Origin of the sequence: Ferribacterium limneticum (genome assembly GCF_020510565.1) — a bacterium.
GTDB classification, from domain to species: Bacteria; Pseudomonadota; Gammaproteobacteria; order Burkholderiales; family Rhodocyclaceae; genus Azonexus; species Azonexus limneticus_B.
This window is the reverse complement of sequence record NZ_CP075189.1, coordinates 3596697-3612791: the sequence shown is the minus strand read 5'-3', so window position 1 is coordinate 3612791 and position 16095 is coordinate 3596697. Positions and strand designations below refer to the sequence as shown.

18 protein-coding genes and 1 other RNA gene are annotated in these 16095 nt (G+C 62.2%); 9 read left to right on the top strand and 10 right to left on the bottom strand.

Annotated elements, in window-relative coordinates; translation table 11 throughout:
- The first annotated feature begins 55 nt into the window (after positions 1–55).
- The 3 genes from KI610_RS17340 to KI610_RS17330 are packed head-to-tail and all read left to right on the top strand — an operon-like array spanning position 56 to position 3816.
- Complete coding sequence (locus KI610_RS17340) at positions 56–958, top strand: TRAP transporter TatT component family protein (RefSeq protein WP_226496193.1); 903 nt, start codon at positions 56–58, stop codon at positions 956–958.
- 17 nt (positions 959–975) lie between these two features.
- On the top strand, positions 976–1977 hold the full coding sequence (locus KI610_RS17335; protein WP_226496192.1) for a TRAP transporter substrate-binding protein: 1002 nt from the start codon (positions 976–978) through the stop codon (positions 1975–1977).
- Between the two features lie 21 nt (positions 1978–1998).
- On the top strand, positions 1999–3816 hold the full coding sequence (locus tag KI610_RS17330; RefSeq protein ID WP_226496191.1) for a TRAP transporter large permease subunit: 1818 nt from the start codon (positions 1999–2001) through the stop codon (positions 3814–3816).
- Positions 3817–3860: 44 nt separating this feature from the next.
- Here the strand turns inward: KI610_RS17330 and KI610_RS17325 are convergent, their stop codons facing one another.
- Genes KI610_RS17325 through KI610_RS17310 form a run of 4 tightly spaced genes read right to left on the bottom strand, consistent with a single transcriptional unit; the run spans position 3861 to position 5857 of the window.
- Positions 3861–4520, bottom strand: coding sequence for a BON domain-containing protein (locus KI610_RS17325; RefSeq protein ID WP_226496190.1), 660 nt, complete (start codon positions 4518–4520; stop codon positions 3861–3863).
- On the bottom strand, positions 4520–5110 hold the full coding sequence (locus KI610_RS17320) for a phosphoheptose isomerase (RefSeq protein ID WP_226496189.1): 591 nt from the start codon (positions 5108–5110) through the stop codon (positions 4520–4522). Before KI610_RS17320 ends, KI610_RS17325 begins: the two co-directional genes overlap by 1 nt.
- Before the next feature lie 41 nt (positions 5111–5151).
- Positions 5152–5517 (bottom strand): HIRAN domain-containing protein, encoded by a 366-nt coding sequence (locus KI610_RS17315; protein WP_226496188.1) that lies wholly within the window; start codon positions 5515–5517, stop codon positions 5152–5154.
- Entirely contained in the window at positions 5495–5857 is a 363-nt protein-coding gene (locus KI610_RS17310; RefSeq protein WP_226496187.1) for a YraN family protein, read from the bottom strand. Before KI610_RS17310 ends, KI610_RS17315 begins: the two co-directional genes overlap by 23 nt.
- Before the next feature lie 10 nt (positions 5858–5867).
- Here KI610_RS17310 and rsmI point away from each other — a divergent pair, with 10 nt between their 5' ends.
- Positions 5868–6707: a 16S rRNA (cytidine(1402)-2'-O)-methyltransferase gene (rsmI, locus tag KI610_RS17305; RefSeq protein WP_226496186.1), complete on the top strand. Its 840-nt coding sequence runs from the start codon at positions 5868–5870 to the stop codon at positions 6705–6707.
- A gap of 24 nt (positions 6708–6731) precedes the next feature.
- On the opposite strand, the gene KI610_RS17300 is transcribed toward rsmI, so the two are convergent.
- Positions 6732–7670, bottom strand: a complete 939-nt coding sequence (locus tag KI610_RS17300) for an FHA domain-containing protein (RefSeq protein WP_226496185.1) — start codon at positions 7668–7670, stop codon at positions 6732–6734.
- A gap of 242 nt (positions 7671–7912) precedes the next feature.
- Between KI610_RS17300 and pyrC the strand changes: the two genes are divergently transcribed.
- Genes pyrC through KI610_RS17285 form a run of 3 tightly spaced genes read left to right on the top strand, consistent with a single transcriptional unit; the run spans position 7913 to position 10169 of the window.
- Complete coding sequence (pyrC, locus tag KI610_RS17295) at positions 7913–8944, top strand: dihydroorotase (RefSeq protein ID WP_226496184.1); 1032 nt, start codon at positions 7913–7915, stop codon at positions 8942–8944.
- Between the two features lie 11 nt (positions 8945–8955).
- A complete protein-coding gene (locus tag KI610_RS17290) occupies positions 8956–9393 on the top strand; it encodes a hypothetical protein (protein ID WP_226496183.1) in 438 nt (145 codons plus the stop codon).
- The gene (locus KI610_RS17285) at positions 9390–10169 is read left to right on the top strand and encodes a DUF3025 domain-containing protein (RefSeq protein WP_226496182.1); all 780 of its coding nucleotides are present in this window, start codon (positions 9390–9392) and stop codon (positions 10167–10169) included. Before KI610_RS17290 ends, KI610_RS17285 begins: the two co-directional genes overlap by 4 nt.
- On the opposite strand, the gene infA is transcribed toward KI610_RS17285, so the two are convergent.
- The 3 genes from infA to leuA all read right to left on the bottom strand — a co-directional run bounded on the left by infA (position 10166) and on the right by leuA (position 13330).
- Entirely contained in the window at positions 10166–10426 is a 261-nt protein-coding gene (gene infA, locus KI610_RS17280; RefSeq protein WP_226403651.1) for a translation initiation factor IF-1, read from the bottom strand. The two genes, KI610_RS17285 and infA, sit on opposite strands and share 4 nt — an antisense overlap.
- A 30-nt stretch (positions 10427–10456) precedes the next feature.
- The gene (locus KI610_RS17275; RefSeq protein ID WP_226496181.1) at positions 10457–11344 is read right to left on the bottom strand and encodes a transglutaminase-like domain-containing protein; all 888 of its coding nucleotides are present in this window, start codon (positions 11342–11344) and stop codon (positions 10457–10459) included.
- Between the two features lie 291 nt (positions 11345–11635).
- On the bottom strand, positions 11636–13330 hold the full coding sequence (gene leuA, locus KI610_RS17270; RefSeq protein ID WP_226496180.1) for a 2-isopropylmalate synthase: 1695 nt from the start codon (positions 13328–13330) through the stop codon (positions 11636–11638).
- Between the two features lie 131 nt (positions 13331–13461).
- On the opposite strand from leuA, the gene KI610_RS17265 reads away from it, so the two are divergent.
- Positions 13462–13923: an Lrp/AsnC family transcriptional regulator gene (locus tag KI610_RS17265; RefSeq protein ID WP_226496179.1), complete on the top strand. Its 462-nt coding sequence runs from the start codon at positions 13462–13464 to the stop codon at positions 13921–13923.
- Positions 13924–13968: 45 nt separating this feature from the next.
- On the opposite strand, the gene KI610_RS17260 is transcribed toward KI610_RS17265, so the two are convergent.
- Positions 13969–14526, bottom strand: coding sequence for an ankyrin repeat domain-containing protein (locus tag KI610_RS17260; RefSeq protein ID WP_226496178.1), 558 nt, complete (start codon positions 14524–14526; stop codon positions 13969–13971).
- A gap of 201 nt (positions 14527–14727) precedes the next feature.
- Here KI610_RS17260 and rnpB point away from each other — a divergent pair.
- An RNA gene (gene rnpB / locus KI610_RS17255) (RNase P RNA component class A) lies at positions 14728–15134 on the top strand.
- Between the two features lie 19 nt (positions 15135–15153).
- Here rnpB and KI610_RS17250 read toward each other — a convergent pair.
- The gene (locus KI610_RS17250) at positions 15154–15816 is read right to left on the bottom strand and encodes a nuclear transport factor 2 family protein (protein ID WP_226496177.1); all 663 of its coding nucleotides are present in this window, start codon (positions 15814–15816) and stop codon (positions 15154–15156) included.
- Positions 15817–16095: the final 279 nt, after the last annotated feature.

The following is a 16095-nucleotide window of genomic DNA, read 5'->3' as shown; positions in this document are numbered from 1 at the left end:
CGTAACATCGGCTGGCTAGTGTGCAGGGCACTCCATCGAACCCAGCGGAATTCACTTGCCCTTGCTCCGGCGCAGCACCTTTCTGGCCCTCTTTGCGCTATTTGTCAGCGTCTCGCTGACGGGCTGTTCGCCGCGCCAGATGGTCGTCGGCAGCATCGCCGACGAACTGGCGGCACAAGGCCAGGCCAGCGAAAACGATCTCGATCTGGCCCGCGAAGCGAGCGCCTTTTACCTGAAGCTGTCGGAGTCCGTGCTGCGCAGTGACCCTGGTCATCGCGGGCTGGCCGAGGCTGTGGCCGGTGGCTTCACGCAGTACGCCTACGCCTTCGTCGCTTTCGAAGCTGACCGCATCGAGGCTAAGGATGCCAAGGCGGCAGAACGCCTGCGCCGCCGGGCCGCTCAGCTTTATCGCCGGGCCCATCAGCATGCGATGGCGGCGCTGGAAAAGGAAACGCCTGGTTTCGCCCATGCACTCAGCGCGCCGCTGGCGGCCGACCAGCCGAAGTTGGCGCCGGCCCAGGTCGGCCTGGCTTACTGGGCCGCAGCCTCGTGGGGCGGCTGGATTTCGCTGTCGAAGGATGATCCGGACGTGGTGGCCGATCTGCCGCAGGCCGTGCGCCTGACGCAACTGGCCTGGCAGGCTGACCCGGCCTGGGGGCAGGGCGCGCTGATCGGATTGCTGGCTACCTTTGAAGCGTCACGCCCGGGCGGCAGTCAGGCCCAGGCGCTGGTCTGGTACGACCAGGCCATCGCTCAGGGCGGCGGAAACAGTGCCGGCGCGCTGGTCGGCAAGGCCGAGGGCTACGTCCAGCCGGCCGGCGACCGTGCGCTGTTCGAGTCGCTGCTCAAGCGGGCCGTGGCCATCAAGGATGCGCCGGATAGCCCGCAGGCGCTGCAAAACGAAGTCATGCGCCGTCGTGCGGCATGGCTGCTGGAACAGGCGCCCGACCTGTTCTGAAATTCCTGGAGATGACAATGAAAACCAGACTGGCTGCGCTCCTGCTCGGCACCGTGCTTGCCCTCAATGCCTACGCCGCCGACAAGCAGTTGCGCATCGGCACGCTGGCTTCGAAGAATTCGCTCTATCACCGCCAGCTCATGGAACTTGGCGAAGCCTGGCGCACGGCGCAAGGCGGCAATGGCAAGTATCTGGTCTATCCGGATGGCAGCCAGGGGGGAGAGACGGACATGGTGCGCCGCATGCGCATCGGCCAGTTGCAGGGCGGCCTGCTCTCGGTGGTCGGGTTGCGCGAGATCGAGCCGTCGATTGCCGCGCTGCAGAACATGCCGATGATGTTCAAGAGCTGGGAAGAGGTCGATTACGTGCGCGAAAAGATGCGCCCGGCCATGGAAAAGAAGTTCCTCGAAAAGGGTTTTGTCGTGCTTGCTTGGGGCGATGCCGGCTGGGTGCGCTTTTTCAGCAAGACGCCGGCCTTCGCGCCGAATGATTTCAAGGGCATGAAGTTCTTTGCCTGGGGGGCCGAGGCCGACCAGCAGGAAATCATGAAGAACCTCGGCTACACGCCGGTACCGCTCGAAACCGCCGACATCCTGCCGGCCATCCAGACCGGGATGATCAACGCCGTGCCGTCGACACCGTATTTCGCGTTGGCGACGCAGATCTACACGACGGCCAACAACATGCTGGACATGAACTGGTCGCCGATTGTCGGCGCCCTGATCGTCACCAAAAAAGCCTGGGACGAACTGACGCCGGAAGGTCAGGCCATCGTCCGTGAAGCCGGTGCCAAGGCCGGCGTCCAGTTGCGCGCCAAGGCGCGGCAGGAAGTCGATGAGGCGGTCGAGGCGATGAAAAAGCGCGGTCTCACCGTCAACAAGCCCAATGCCGAACAAATGAAAGAATGGAACGCGCTGGCCGACGGGCTCTACCCGCGTATCCGCGGCAAGCTGGTGCCGGCCGAGCAGTTCGATGAGGTCGTCGGGCTGCTCAAGGCCTTCCGCGCCGGCAAGAAATAGGGCTGCCCGGAGCTGAAAAGTATGAATCCCTGGCGCCGTCTCGGTGAATTCGATGCGCTGATTGCTGGTGGCGCGCTGCTCGTCATGCTGCTCGTGCCGCTGCTTGAAATCGTTCTGCGCCCGCTGTTCGGCTCGGGCATCGATAATGCGCCGGTGCTCGTCCAGCACTGCGGCTTGTTGCTCGCCATGTTCGGGGCGCTGCTCGCCGAACGCGGCCTGCACCTGAGTGCGCTCGGTGCCGGCTTCACCGCCTCGACCAATCCGCTCGTCCGCAATAGCGCGGTGGTTTTCGGCAAGGCCAGCGCCGCCGTGCTCTGCGGCATGCTGGCGCAGGCCAGCTGGACTTTCGTCACCACGGAAATGGAAATGCCGCGCGACATCGCCTACGGCATCGCCGGCTGGATGTTCGAAATCGCCATGCCGGTCGGCTTCGCGCTGCTTGGCCTCAAACTCGCCTCACGCATCACGCCCAACCTGGCCGGCCGCGTCGCCCTGGCGCTGGCCCTGCCAGCCGCCGGCTACGCCTTCGCCCAGCATTTCGACGGCAGCAGCTTGCCGATCTGGCCCTTCGCCCTGTGGCTGACGCTGATCCTCTTCTGCGGCGCGCCGATCTTCGCCGTGCTCGGCGGGCTGGCCCTGGCGCTGTTCTGGAGCGAAGGCCAGCCGCTCGCTTCGGTGCCGCTCAGCCACTACCAGATTACCGTCAATCCTTCGTTGCCGGCGTTGCCGCTGTTCACGCTGGCCGGCCTGCTCTTCGCCCGGACCGGCGCGGCGGCCCGACTCGGCGAGGTGTTCACGGCTGCGTTCGGCAGCGGCGTGGCCGGTACGGCGATTGCCGCGGCGGTGCTTTGTTCCTTCTTCACCGCCTTCACGGGCGGTAGCGGCGTCACCATTCTGGCTCTCGGCGGCCTGCTCCTGCCCCTGCTGACCAAGGCCGGCTTCCCCGAACAGCGCGGCATCAGCCTGGTGACCAGCGCCAGCGCCCTCGGCGTGCTGCTGGCGCCGTCGGTGCCGCTGATCATGTACGCCATCATCGCCCGCGTGCCGATCAACACCATGTTCCTCGCCGGCGTGCTGCCGGCGGTGCTCATGGTTGCCTGCCTGCTGTTGGTCGGCGGTTATTTGCGGCGGGGCGGCATTGCTACGGTCAACCGGGAAAAAGAGCCAAAAACGAAAAGTCTGGGTAGCGCCCTGTGGGTCGCCAAATGGGAGTTGTTGGCGCCGGTCGTCGCCATCGGCTCACTGGTCAGCGGCATCGCCACGCCGACCGAGAGCGCCGCGCTGACGGCCATGTACGCGCTGCTCACGCAGTCCATCGCGCATCGCGAACTCGACTGGCCGCATTTCCGGAAAACGCTGGTTGATTGCGCCGAAGTCATCGGCGGCATCATGCTCATCCTCGGCATGGCGCTCGGCCTGACCAACTACCTCGTCGATGCCGGCATTCCCGATGCGGCCATCGAATGGGTGCAGTCGGTGCTGCCCAACAAGTTCGCCTTCCTGATTGCCCTGAACCTCTTCCTGCTGCTGGCCGGGGCCTTGATGGAAATCTACGCGGCCATCGTCGTTCTCGTCCCGCTGCTGTTGCCCGTGGCGCTCGCCTACGGCATCGATCCGGTGCACTTTGGGGTGATTTTCCTGGCCAATATCGAGATGGGTTTTCTCTGCCCGCCGGCCGGCATGAACATCTATTTCGCCTCGGCGATGTTCGCCAAGCCGATCCGTTATGTCGCCGCCGCAGTCTTGCCGGCGGTGTTCGCCATGTTCATCGGGGCGTTGATCATTTCGGCGCTGCCTTTCCTGGCGACCTGGTTGCCACAGGCTTTCGGCGTGCACTGAGGCTTAAAGCAATCAGGCCGCCTTGCGGCGGCCTGAGCGATGGTTCAGCGGCTTTCGACCGGCGCACTGGCCGGCGGCGGGGTGCGCGCGCCCAACGTCTGGTTGTCGAGACGGCGGGTGTCTTCATCGCCGACGACTTCGAGCACATTGACCACTTTTTTGACACCCGAGGTGGTGCGCGCGACATCGACGGCAACCTTGGCTTCGCGGGCGTTGACGATGCCCATCAGATGGACGATGGCGCGCTCGGTGACGACCTTGATGTGGTTGGCCGAGATCTGGTTGGAGTCGACCAGGCGGGCCTTGACCTTGGAGTCTATGTAGGAATCGGTGCTGCGGCTGCCGAGCGACGAGGCCGGGCCGACACCGAGTTCGTTGTACACCTCGCGGACGCCGTCAAGCTTGCGCGTTTCGGCTTCGACGGCGGCCTTGGCTTCCTCGTTCGGCACTTCGCCGGTGATCAGCACGCGGCGGTTGTACGAGGTGAAGTTGATGTGCGAGAAAGTCTTGTATTGATCAGGAACGCGCTGGCCAGCCTTCCATTCGGTCGTTTCGTCGTCGGTTTGCGTGCCGGTCGAGCGGCGATCATGGGCCGACATGACGCCGGCCGCAGCGCCGCCGACAATGACCGGGACGCAGCCCTGGAGCATGGGCAGGGCAAGGATCAGCGCCGCAGCGGCGAGGGTGAGTTTGGCTTTTTGCATCATTCGACTCCCAATAAAAGTGCATCGATCCCATCGCACAGGCAATGGATGACGAGCAGGTGGGTTTCCTGAATTCGCGCCGTCCGTTCGGCCGGCACGCAGAGATGAATATCGTCGTCACGCAGCATTTCGCCGATCAGGCCACCGCCCTTGCCGGTCAGCGCGACGATGTGCATGTCGTGCTCGTGCGCCGACTTGATCGCTTCGATGACGTTGGCCGAGTTGCCCGAGGTCGAAATGGCCAGCAGCACGTCGCCGGCATGGCCGAGACCGCGTACCTGGCGGGAGAAAATCTGGCTGAACGAATAGTCGTTGGCGACGGCGGTGATGATCGAGGTGTCGGTGGTCAGCGCGATGGCCGCCAGTTCCTGGCGCTCGGCCTCGAAGCGGCCGATCAGTTCGGCGGCGAAATGCTGGGCATCGCCGGCCGAGCCGCCGTTGCCGCAGGCCAGGATCTTGCCGCCATTGATCAGGCAGTTGGTCATCGTTTCGATCGCCGCGGCAATCGGGGCAGCCATCATTTCAACGGCGTTCAGCTTGGTTTGGGCGCTGTCTTCGAAATGCTTGGCAACGCGGGCGATCAAATCCATATCGTTCAATGAGTTGGGGCTAGAAGTGAAAGCATTCTACCTCACAGCTCGACGAAGACTTCGAACGCCAGTCGTTGCCATGGATTTTTGTTGTCGCTCAGCGACGACACGCGGGCGCTCAGCCGGTCGCCGGCGTCCATCGCGGCGGCCACGGCGCGGTTCTGGGCGCGCGGCACGTAGCCGAGCTGGTGGCCTTGCCACTCGACGCGGATGGCGTTGCGGTCATGCTTGTTGTCGGGTTCGCGGATCAGGGCGAGGGCGTCGCCGACCTTGATTTCCGACCAGAACGTTTCCAGCGCGTAAAACTGGCTGCCGGCCAGCGGCGAATTCTGCACGAGCATGCGCACGCTTTCTGCCTGCGCCGTCGTCAGCCACAAGGCCAGGCTAATCGTCAGCAGAAAACGCATTTTTTATCCATTCGAGCTGGTCGCCATCGATCAGCACGCAGTCGAAACGGCAATCGCAATCCCGCTTGCCGAGCAGGTAGTGCTGGGCGGCGAGGATGATGCGCCGCCGCTTGCTCGCTGTGATGCTCGCCCCGGCCCCGCCGAAGTCGCTGCGGCTGCGCTGGCGGACTTCGACGAAAACCAGCACCTTGCCGTCGCGGCAAATGAGGTCGATTTCGCCGCCGCGGATTCTGAAATTGCGCGAAATTTCCGGTAGACCGTGGGATTCGAGATAACGCGCCGCCCGCTCTTCGGCTTCGCGGCCGCGCGTCGTGGTGGTATCGTTGGTCTTTGCCTGCATGTTGATAATAATGACGGAAGAATCCGCCGCATTGTATGTCGTCCCGACACCGCTCGGGAATCTCGCCGATTTGACGCGTCGCGCCGAGGAAATCCTGCGCACCGTGCCCTGGGTCGCCGCCGAGGACACCCGCCACAGCGGCCCGCTGCTCAAGCAACTTGGCGCCCAGGCGCGGACCATTCCGGCCCATCAGCACAACGAACACGAAGCCGCTGCCCGCATCGTCGAAAAACTGCAGGCCGGCGAAGCCGTGGCGCTGATTTCCGATGCCGGTACGCCGGGTATTTCCGATCCGGGTGCCCGCATCGTCGCTGCCGTGCGCGCTGCCGGCTGCAAGGTCATCCCGCTGCCCGGCCCGTGTGCCGCGACGACGGCGCTGTCCGGCTCCGGCCTGCTCGACGAACATTTCCTGTTCTACGGTTTTCTGCCGAGCAAGGGCGGCCAGCGCCGGCAAGCCCTGGAGGAACTGCGTGAGCATGAATGTGCGTTGGTATTCTACGAAGCGCCGCACCGCGTACTCGAAACGGTCGAGGACATGGCGACGGTGTTCGGCAACCGCACGCTGGTCATCGCTCGCGAACTGACCAAGCTGTTCGAATCGATCCATTCCCTGCCGGTGGCCGAAGGGCTGGCCTGGCTCAAGGAAGATCCCAACCGCCAGCGCGGCGAGTTCGTGCTCATGCTCTCGGGTGCCCCGGCGAATGCCGAAAGCGGCGAAGGCGAACGGGTTTTGAAGTTGCTGTTGGCTGAGGGGTTGCCGGTCAAACAGGCGGCCAAACTGGCCTCGGCGATTACCGGCGCGGCGAAGAATGCGCTTTACGACCTGGCGCTGGCGCTCAAGGCTGGATAGGGCGCAGCCTTTGGTCGTTTGAAGTCAGCCGATTTCGAACTCGAAAACCTGCTCGCCAGCAACCTCGCAGGAGTGGCCGAAGCCGATTTGTCCGCTGCCGCTTAGGGTCACCATGTTTTTCCGGACCGCTTTTTCCGGGGCGTTGCCTGATTTGACGAAGGTGCCGTTCATGCTCAGGTCGACGAGGACGTGGTTGTCGAGTTTATAGATGATCCGGCAATGCTGGCGGGACGCATTCGGGGTCCGGATCACCACGTCATTCTCGGGCGAACGGCCGATCGTGATGACTGACTTTTCCCCGTCGAAGCGGTAGCTGCGCTCACCCTGGCGCAGGATCAGGCTGACGCCCGGGGGCTTGGCGGTCTCTGGCGGCGCTACTGGTGCTCGGGCTCTTAGCGGCGGAGTCGGTGTCGGCGCGGGCAGCATGGGAATGGTCCCCCAGTCGACGAGATGGGCGGCAATGCCAATATTTTCGCGGACGAGGAGTGCGGTTTTTTCGCGCAGTATTTCGGGCAAGGCTTCGACAACCGTCCCCGCCGCGACAATGCTGCCTTCCCCGAGCAGCGTTGCCAGCCGGGCGGCCGCTGTTTCTCCGTCGCTTTGGTCGCGTCCGGATTTCGCCGGGTGGATGCCGATCTTCAAGCCGATCTGGGTTTCCAGAATCTGCGGGATAACGGCGCAGCGCCGCTGCATTTCGCAGGCTACCAGGACCGCCGCCTCGGCCGTATCGAAGGCGGCCAGCAGACCCTGCGGCATTTGCCGGATGAGCGAACCGCCGTACGAGGCAAGAACCCGCTCCAGGCGGCTGAGCCGGCGGCGAAACAGCTTGCCCAGCAAGGCTTCGTCGGGCGCGTTGGCTTGGGCCGAAACCTTGAGTACCGCGGCGTGCAGCAGATAGATATTGGCGGGCTCGCCGGTGGCTGGCGTTGCACCGGCGAGGGGGCGGAGTGGGGTGTCGTACATGGCAGTCTGATAACCGGATTTTTTTGGCGCCGATGTCCAGAATGCGTGGGCGGCCTAGGTGGGGTTCCTCCCGGCAACCGGGATGTAGAGAAATCGGCACACCCAGATTAACAGTTTGCGCTTGTCATTTTGTAAAGCTTTGTGGCTGGTTTGCAAAAAGTGAGCTGGTTCTGTTGTGGCGAATCGTCCCGACTACGCCGGGCAGCCTGTTAAAATTACTGCAAACCGACCCGAGAACCGTCATGCAGATCACCATCACTCGCCCCGACGACTGGCACCTTCACCTGCGCGACGGCGAAGCCCTGGCTTCCGTCCTTGCCCACACGGCCGCCCAGTTTGGCCGGGCCATTGTCATGCCCAACCTCAAGCCGCCAGTGACCACCGTCGATCAGGCGGCCGCCTACCGTGACCGCATCGTCGCGGCGCTGCCGGCAGGCGCCAGCTTCGAGCCGCTCATGACGCTCTACCTGACCGACAACACGCCGGCCAGCGAAGTCGCCAAGGCTGCCGCTTCCGGCTTCGTCAAGGCAGTCAAGCTCTACCCGGCCGGGGCGACGACCAATTCCGACGCCGGCCTGACCGACATCGCCAAGGCCTACGACGCGCTGGCCGAAATGGAGCGCGTCGGCCTGCCGCTGCTCGTGCATGGCGAAGTGACCGACCCGAAAATCGATCTCTTCGACCGCGAAAAGGTCTTCATCGATACCGTACTGCTGCCGCTGACTCAGCGTTTTCCGCAGCTCAAGGTGGTCATGGAGCACATCACGACCAAGGATGCTTCCGATTTTGTGCAAAATTCCGGGTTGACCGTGGCAGCGACCATCACCGCCCATCACCTGCTCTACAACCGCAACGCCATCTTCCAGGGCGGCGTCCGGCCGCACTGGTACTGCCTGCCCGTGCTCAAGCGCGAAACGCACCGCGAGGCACTGGTTGCCGCGGCGATTTCCGGCAATCCGAAATTCTTCCTCGGCACCGATTCGGCGCCGCACGCCAAGGGCGCCAAGGAGGCCGCCTGCGGCTGCGCCGGCTGTTATACCGCCTATGCCGCCATGGAGCTCTATGCCGAAGCCTTCGAACAGGCCGGGGCGCTGGATAAGCTCGAAGCCTTCGCCAGCTTGAATGGCCCCGATTGGTATGGCCTGCCGCGCAACAGCGGCAAGATCACGCTGGCCAAACAGGACTGGACCGTGCCGGCCGACTACCCCTACATCAGTACTGATACGATCGTTCCGCTGCGCGCTGGCGAAACGCTGTCCTGGAAAATGCTCTGAGGAAAACCATCATGCGTCTGCGCCACCTCCTGCTGCCGCTGCTGGCCGCTCCGCTACTCACCGCCTGCGTCAACGACGGCGCGACGTATGAAATCGACAACACCCGCGAGCACGTGCTGTCGCTGATTCGTGAACAGCCGTATTTCTGGGACAGCAAGGTCGAGTTGTACATGGTTGTTTCGCGGATGCCGGCCTGCATGCGTCGGCACAGTCTGGGGGCGGCTACGGAAAAGACCAGGGTCGAGGTTTATCAGGTACCGTCCGGGGCTTTCATCATCAAGGCTGGCAAAAAAATGTTCGCCACCGAAACGCAGACCTGCGAGAGCTTCGCCAAAATGGACAGCGAACCGCCCGAAGGCATGGGCCAGCTGATGGGTTCCTTCCGCGTCAAGAAGGGCGAGCTGGTTTTCGTCAAGGAAGAGCAAGGCGAATCGTCGGCTGACGAGTGAGTCTTTACGCGTCGCCGCTGTTCAATCCGCTACGGCCGTGGCTGGATCGCCTGCCGCAAATGCCGGACGCCTCGGCGGTAGCCGAACTGGCCGAACAGTTTCCCATTCATGCCGCGAACGGCCAGCGCATCCGTTTCGTCCCGCCGCGTCCTGATGGCCTGGTCTACGAATGCCGGATCTGGGACAGCGGCGAAGTCGAAACCCGACCCGACAACTGGCATGACTTCTTCAATGCCCTGGTCTGGCTCCGTTTTCCGCAAACCAAGATTGCTGTCAGCGCCGCTCACATGCGCGCCATGCAGGCGCCGGGCGAGGCGCGCGGCACGACCCGCGATGCGCTGACCCACTTCGACGAATGCGGCATCGTCGTGTTGTCCAGTCAGCCGGAACTGCTTGAGCTGCTGCGTAATTTCCAGTGGAAGGAATTGTTCGTCGAGCGACGCGCCGAGGTGATTCGCTGCATGCGTTTCGTGATTTTCGGCCACGCCACCTACGAGCAGATGCTCAGGCCTTTTCGCGGCCTGACGGCCAAGGCGGTGCTCTACGAAGTGAGCGAGGCTTGGCTTGAGATGGGCGATTCAGAGCAGCTTGCTGCGGTCGACAAGCTTCTGGCCGCCGATTTGATCAGCGGTCGTTACACCCGGCCTCGCGATTTTCAACCGCTACCCTTGCTGGGGATTCCTGGCGTTACGCCGGACAGCGAAGATCCGGCGTACTACGACGATACCTGGCAGTTCAGGCCAGGCCGTCGGGCGACGGCAAAACCGGCTGCTTAGTAGCGGCGGCGTTGCTGCGGCATCGGCGAGCCGCGGTTTTCGATGTGGCGGAACGTGATGCGACCCTTGGTCAGGTCGTAGGGCGACAGCTCCAGCGTCACTTTGTCACCGAGCAGAATGCGGATGTGGTTCTTCTTCATCTTGCCGGCCGTGTAGGCGATCATCACGTGACCGTTTTCCAGCGTCACGCGGAAACGACCATCCGGAAGCACGTCTTCGACGACGCCTTGCATTTCCAGTAGTTCTTCTTTTGCCAAGTGTTGTACTCCAGTAATCGTAAAAAATGTTCAGGGGGTGGTGACGGCGGCTGGTGCCGCGTCGGTAGAAAGCGCCTCGTGCCGGTGGCGCGGTAATTCCCACGGCTGGCCGGCTTCGGTGATGGCGCTGATGGTGATCACCGGCGGTGGCGAGAGAACGCCGCCGAAGATGGTCGCAAAGGATACGTCGGCGGCATCGCGGCCGGTGGCCAGACGGACAAAGCCCATCGGGATCGCCGTGCCGGACGGGTCGAACAGATACCAGCGGTCGCCGAGGAAGACCTCGACGTAGGCATGGAAATCGGTCGGGCCCAGCAACGGGTCGGCACCGTAATCGATACCGGTGGTAAAACGGGCCGGAATGTTCAGGGCGCGGCAGATGGCGATCATCAGGTGCGCGAAGTCGCGGCAGACGCCCACCCGGTCAATCAGCGTATCGAGCGCGGCAGTGGCTGAATTGGTGGTGTTGCCCTTGAAGGTCACATGCTTGTTGACCCAGTTGCGGATGGCTTCGACCCGGCGGTAGCCCTTGGGCAGATGGCCGAACTCGCTCATCGCCAGAGCTGCCAGCCGGTCGGACTGGCAGTAGCGGCTCGGATAGATGTAGGTCAGGGCCGACAGCGGGAGCTTGGCGATCGGCGTTTCCTGGATCAGGTCGGGCTGGTCGACCTGCTGTTTGATGTCAAGCACGGCCTTGTAGCTGATATGCAGCGGACCGGGGGCGCCGGTCAGGCGCAGGTAGCGGGTGCAGGTCGCCGGGTCGGTCTGAATCGTGTGCGGAACCTGCTGACTGATGATCAACTGTTCGTTGATGATCGTCTGGCTGGCCGTCTTGGCCGCGTGGATGTTGAAAACGAAATCGGCGCCCTGAAAACCCAGTTCATAGTGAAGATCGATAGTGAACTGAATGCGGACCATTTATTCCCCGAAAGTGATGATCGTCCGATATCCGGCAATCCGGACAGGCTCGGGCGAGCAATGAAACAGCGCTTTGCGACGGGAAATGGTGACTTCGGCGTGCCGGAAATCGTCGATTGACGGGGCGGCAGAGGAACGGCATTTACGCGGGCAGAACGGTGGAGTCGGATATTTTTACTCCGACGAAGCCAGCATCTTACGCGCCGATCCCATGTGTGGCAAGGGACGGAAATGAAAAGCGCCGAATATTCAATCCCTTGCCGGTGTTTTGGCAAGGGATTTTGGGGCGTTTCAGGCGGCCTGCGGTTGCTCTCCGCGCATCTGCATGACGCCGAGGCGATTGACACCACTCAGCAAGGCCTTGATCGAGGCGGTGACGATATTGCTGTCGACGCCGACACCGTAGCACTCGCCGCTGTCTTTGCCAGCCACCTCCATGAAGGCGCAGGCCCGGGCGTTGCCGTCCTCGCCCATCGGTACCATCGAACGTTCCTCGTAGCTGCGCACCTGGATGTTGATGCCGGCACTCTGCAAGGCGTGTACCGCGGCATTGATCGGACCGTTGCCCTCGCCGGTGAGAATATGCGGCGTGCCATCGATATCGATGTTGAGACGAATGCCCTGGGCGCTGCCATGCTCGAAAAGGTGATGTTCGCGGTAGCGGATCGGGCTGGCTGCGTCGAGGTAGGTCTTGGCGAACATGGTCCAGATGCCGTCAGCGCTTACTTCGCCGCCATGGGCGTCGGTATGCTGCTGGACGACGCCCGAGAACTCGACCTGCAAACGGCGCGGCATGACCACGCCGTGCTCGGTTTCCATGAGATAGGCGATGCCACCTTTGCCCGACTGGCTGTTCACCCGAATGACCGAGTCGTATGAACGGCCGACATCGGCCGGATCGATCGGAAGATAGGGCACCGCCCATTGCTCGTCTGCCTCTTGAGCCGAGAACCCCTTCTTGATGGCATCCTGGTGGGAGCCGGAGAAGGCCGTGAAAACGAGATCCCCGACGTACGGGTGGCGCGGATGGATTGGGAGCTGGGTGCAGTGTTCGACGGTGCGGGCGATGGCATTGATGTCCGAGAAATCGAGGCCGGGATGAACGCCCTGCGTGTACATGTTGAGGGCGAGGGTGACGAGGTCCACATTGCCGGTCCGCTCGCCATTGCCGAAAAGACAACCCTCGACGCGGTCGGCGCCGGCCATGAGGCCGAGTTCGGCGGCAGCGACGGCCGTGCCGCGGTCATTGTGCGGGTGGAGGCTGATGAGCACGCTGTCGCGGCGGGCGAGATTCTTGTGCATCCACTCGATCTGGTCGGCGTAAATGTTCGGTGTGGCGATTTCGACAGTGGTCGGGAGGTTGAGGATGACCTTGCATTCCGGCGTGGCCCCCCAGGTGGCGGTCACGGCATCGCAGACCTCGAGGGCGAAATCGAGTTCGGTGGCAGTGAAAAGTTCCGGGCTGTACTGGAGCGTGATCTTCGTTTCCGGCATTTCATCGGCAAGCTGGCGGATGAGCTTGACGGCATCAACGGCCATGCTGACGACTTCTGCCTTGCTCATGCCGAAAACGTTGTCGCGGAAGGTTTTGCAGGTGGCGTTATAGACGTGGACGATAGCCTGCTTGGCGCCCTTGATCGATTCGAAGGTGCGGCGGATGAGGTGTTCGCGGGCCTGGGTGAGGACTTCGATGGTGACGTCGTCAGGAATGTGGCCGCCTTCGATCAATTCTCGTACGAAGCCGAATTCGGTTTCCGAGGCCGAGGGAAAGGCGATCTCGATTTCCTTGAAGCCTATGGCGCAAAGTGTCTTGAACATGCGCATTTTCTTCTCGGCGTTCATCGGTTCGAAAAGCGCCTGGTTGCCATCGCGAAGATCGGTGCTCATCCAGATCGGCGGCTTCTCGATGACGCGGTTCGGCCACTGGCGGTCAGCGAGGCGGACCGGCGGGAAGGCGGTGTATTTGGTGGCGGGCTGGGTGATCATGGCGTGCTCCGGATAAAATTTTCGATAGCGAAATATTAGGCCAAAGGCGCCGGCAGGCGATTGCGAATTGATGTCTGGTTCGATGTATTATTGGCAGAAAGTTGTGGTAATTATTTGATATTGGGAATTTTATGGAACTGGATCGCTACGACCGGCAAATTCTTGCCATCCTGCAAGTCGATGGACGTGTCAGCAACCAGGATCTGGCTGATCGCATCGGCCTGTCGCCCTCGCCATGCTTGCGCCGGGTTCGGGTGCTTGAGGAGTCGGGGCTGATTACCGGCTACCGCGCCATGCTCGACGCCAAGAAGCTGGGGTTGTCGCTCATGGCGTTGATCGGCATTTCGATGGATCAGCACACGCCGGAGCGTTTCGCCAATCTGGAGACGGCCATCGGTGATATTCCCGAGGTGCTGGAGTGTTTGCTGATCACCGGTCAGCAGTCGGACTATCAGTTGAAAGTGGTCGTCCGGGACATGGATGCCTACCAGGATCTGCTGCTCAACAAGATCACGCGCATTCAAGGGGTGACCGGCGTGCACACCAGTTTTGTCCTGCGCAAGGTGATCGATCGTACGACCTTGCCCGCTTAGGCGTGTCCAGGCAATGGGGCTCGTCTGGCATTGTTCTTGTGTGACTTAGTCGCGGACGCGGTCGAAGACCATCGACACGGTGTCGGCCGGATCGTGAATATGCGAGGGCCGCGGACTCGGTTGTGTTTGGGCGAAGTAACGTTCCCATTGCCGGTCAGACAACTCGACTTCGCGGACCGAGGTAACGCGCCGTTCGCGCGACTGGCGTCTTTCCCGAATGTCGCTCGGTGGGCCCATATCCCGCCTTCTTCGTTCGCCTCGTTTGCGACGTTCCCCGGCGTTGGCGGTCGGCAGTTGGAGGTCTTCTGGTACTTTGGCGCCATGGGCCAAAAGCAGCTCGACGATATGCGTATGCTGGCCCCGGGATGCCATGCGGATGGGGCCGCCGGCGCCCTGGGCGTTGGGAGCATGGATGTCGGCCCCGCGTTCGATCAGTTCGCGCACGATGTCGGCATGGCCCTTGAAACAGGCGATCCGCATCGGCAGGCCGGGGTCGCCGTGCATGTCGGCTTCCTCGATCACGGCGCCGTGATCGAGCGCTGCTTTGACCGCATCAAGATTTCCCTTTTCGATGGCTCGCCTGAGTGCGCTGTGCATGGACATGAAATTGTTCTCCAGAAAAAACCGGCGACTATCTATTTTGCATTGTTTTTGACGCTCGGACGCGAAGCATAGCCATGGATGGCGATAGCGGCTGTCAGATTTTTCACGAATCGGATGTCGGGCGATGCGATTCGGCTGCTTTTTATTGGTGTCCACAATGCGGCCCGGGGCTAGCTTGCAGGCGCGTATAATCCGCAGCGGAAAGTTGGCCAGGCAATCGCTGGGCGTCCGGGGGAAACTTCGGCGCCGGGAGGAAAGTCCGGGCTCCATTGGGCGGGATGCCAGTTAACGGCTGGGTGCTATAAGTTGCCAGACGAAAGTCGGGCGACCCAAGGCAACGGAAAGTGCAACAGAGAATAGACCGCCGATGGCGTCGCAAGACGCACAGGTAAGGGTGAAACGGCGAGGTAAGAGCTCACCGCGTCCACGGTAACGGCGGACGGCACGGTAAACCCCATCCGGAGCAAGACCAAATAGGGAAGCTGAGGCGTGGCCCGCGCTGCTTCCGGGTAGGTTGCTTGAGCCTGTCGGTAACGGCAGGCCTAGAGGAATGATTGCCGAACCCCGCAAGGGGGGAACAGAACCCGGCTTATCGGCCGACTTTCCAATCCTGAACCGTTTTACGCATTACATCGCGATCTTGTTTTCAGTCATCCATTCCTTGGCGATTTTCCATTCGCCATTTTCGCGGATGACCAGCAGAACCTTGGTCCGCGCCATTTCCCGATAGCTGCCCGCGGCATAGTCCTGCAGGAAGGTGGCCTTGAACTGATCGGCGTTGAGGCGCTCGATGCCGAGCTCGCGGATCTGGATGTCGATCGGGGCGCCGGCCGAGAGTTTCTTTGTTCTTGCGGCTGCCCACGCCTCGCGCGAACTGCCGTCGGCGGGCGTAAATTTCTGGCTATAGGCGTTCAGGTAGTTCGCGATGTCGCGTTGTGCCCACGCGTTTCGCCAGCCAGCCAATAGCTCGCCAACCTGCGCCTTGTCGCTAATTTCTGTCGTAGCTGGCGCAATCAATGCGGACTCGGGAGGCGCCGGTGCGACCGTCGGGGGCGCTGTCAATGTCAGGAGGGGGACGGGCGGGGTGGCCGGAACTTGTTGGTGAGGGGCGCCCAGCCACATCATTCCTGCGCCAAACAGGGCGGAAATCAGGGCGGTGAGGATGAGGGAGCCAGTCCCGAAGGATTTCCCGGTGTCGCTTGTTTTCGGGGTATTTGGGAGGTCTGCTGCTGTGCCCGAAGCGTCCGGTTCGCCCAGAGCTGCCTGTAATTGCTCAAGACGGCGTGCCATGGCACGTTCCTGTTTGTTGTTGTCAGGATTGGCCGGGTGTCTCGGACTGTGGGTTGAACGGACGCTTTTTGACTCGCTGCTTGCGAAAAATGCGGTTGCTGATTCGATGATGCCGCTGGCGGGGAGGGGGGGCGAAATGGCCACAGGGCTGATCCTCTGGGGGTGAGTACTGCGACGAATGTGCTGATTCGCTGACATTGTTAACCTGCGTGCTTTTATCGACTATCGAATAATTCACAGTTTCGTTGATTGGCATATTCACATCGGAGCGGCTCGCGA